The organism is Methylobacterium sp. WL116 (assembly GCF_008039455.1).
Lineage (GTDB): Bacteria > Pseudomonadota > Alphaproteobacteria > Rhizobiales > Beijerinckiaceae > Methylobacterium.
In genome coordinates this window covers 1-1,436 of sequence record NZ_VRUV01000810.1, presented here as the reverse complement: position 1 = coordinate 1,436, position 1,436 = coordinate 1, and the positions used below count along the sequence as shown (strand labels likewise).

General features: G+C 74.6%; 1 protein-coding gene. It reads right to left on the bottom strand.

Going from position 1 to position 1,436, the window contains the following annotated elements; genetic code table 11:
• Positions 1 to 275: 275 nt before the first annotated feature.
• Positions 276 to 1,148, bottom strand: a complete 873-nt coding sequence (locus FV223_RS27550; RefSeq protein ID WP_147729867.1) for a DUF6502 family protein — start codon at positions 1,146 to 1,148, stop codon at positions 276 to 278.
• Positions 1,149 to 1,436 lie beyond the last annotated feature (288 nt).

The window sequence follows — 1,436 nt, the reverse complement described above, 5'->3', positions numbered from 1 at the left end:
CCCCGGTGCCGCCGATGCCCTGGTCGCGCGGCGCCTCCTGCGGCAGCGCGCGCCCCGGAACCAGGGCGGCGCCGGCGAGCAGGCGCAGGACGAGGCGGCGGGTCGGAGCGCTCATGCGCGCGGTCCCGGGGCGTCTGAATGCGAAGAACCTCGCGGGCCACGCTCCCCCGCAGAGGGGGGAGGAAGGGCACCTCGTCCGAGCCGGTCGCTCGACGACCGAACACCGCCCCGATCCGCGCGCGATCGTGCGACCGACAGGTTTCCGACCGACAGGTTCACGCCCCGGCCTCCGGCGTGGCCGGCGACGCCTCCTCGGCAGGGGGGACGCCCGCGCGCGGCGGCACGGCTTCGGCGTAGACGTAGAGGCCGAAGTTCCAGCGGTGGGGGCCGCCGGGATCGGTGGCGCAGGCGGCGTGGGCCTCGCGGTTGGCCTGGGTCAGCGCCTCCATCGCGATCTCCTTGGCGCGCGCCTCCAGCCGCCGCGCCAGATCCTCCGACAGCCCGTCGTAATGCACCGCGCGCTCGAGGAAGCGCGGCGCCTCGCCGAGGATGTTGGCGACCGAGGCCGCGATGTGGTCGTGGAGGTTGCGCCCGAAATAGTAGAGCTGCGGCTCGCCGCCGCCGCGCGGCACGTAGGCGGCCTCGGCCAGGACGATCCGGTCCTGGCCGTCGAGGGTGGCGAGCCCGCGGTCGAGCCATTCGTCGAGCACGGCGCGGGGCCGCAGGTCGCGGGTCACGCCGGCGACCAGGGCCTCGAAGGAGGGGCCGTCCTCGCCCGCGCGCCGCAGCGCCAGCGGGCGCCCGTCCGGGTCGGTGAAGGCGGGGTCCGCGAGCCACCGGGCGATGATCCGGCTGGTGCGCGAGACCACCGCCGGCACCGCGCTCACCGGCGCCCCGGCCCCGCGCAGGCGCCGCACCTCCTTGCGGTGGATGCCGGTGAGCAGCGAGACCCGGCTGTCGGTCTGCTCCTTGCCCTGCAGCGCGAAGTCGTGCTCGGCGACGTTGACGTAGAGCTCACGCAGCAGGTTCGTCAGCGCCGGGAAGGTGATGCCGCGGGCCACGAACAGCCGGACCAGCGGGCGCAGCAGGCGCGCCACCGGCGCGTGCAGGGCAGCCCCCTCGGCGGTGTCGTTGACGGTCTCGGACATCGGCGCAGCATGGAGGCGGGCGACGTGGGACACAATCCCACATCGTGCGCCGGCACACCTCGGCCCACCGATTTCGCGTTGACGTGGGAAATCTGCACACATACGGTTTGGGCGTGGTCAAATTTCCCACGTCAACGCGACCCGGACGAGGCCGATGCCCGAACCGAAACCCGCCCTCGTCTGCCGCCCGATGCCGCCCCTGAACGCGACCCTGCGCCGCGATCGCAGGCCGCCGGGCGGGACCACCCTTTCGCGACTGGGCCGGCTCGCCGCCTGCCTCGTCGCCCT

What these genes read in the sequence shown, in the direction of transcription:
- FV223_RS27550 (WP_147729867.1), bottom strand. Translation starts at nt 1,148, where the DNA reads ATGTCCGAGACCGTCAACGACACCGCCGAGGGGGCTGCCCTGCACGCG.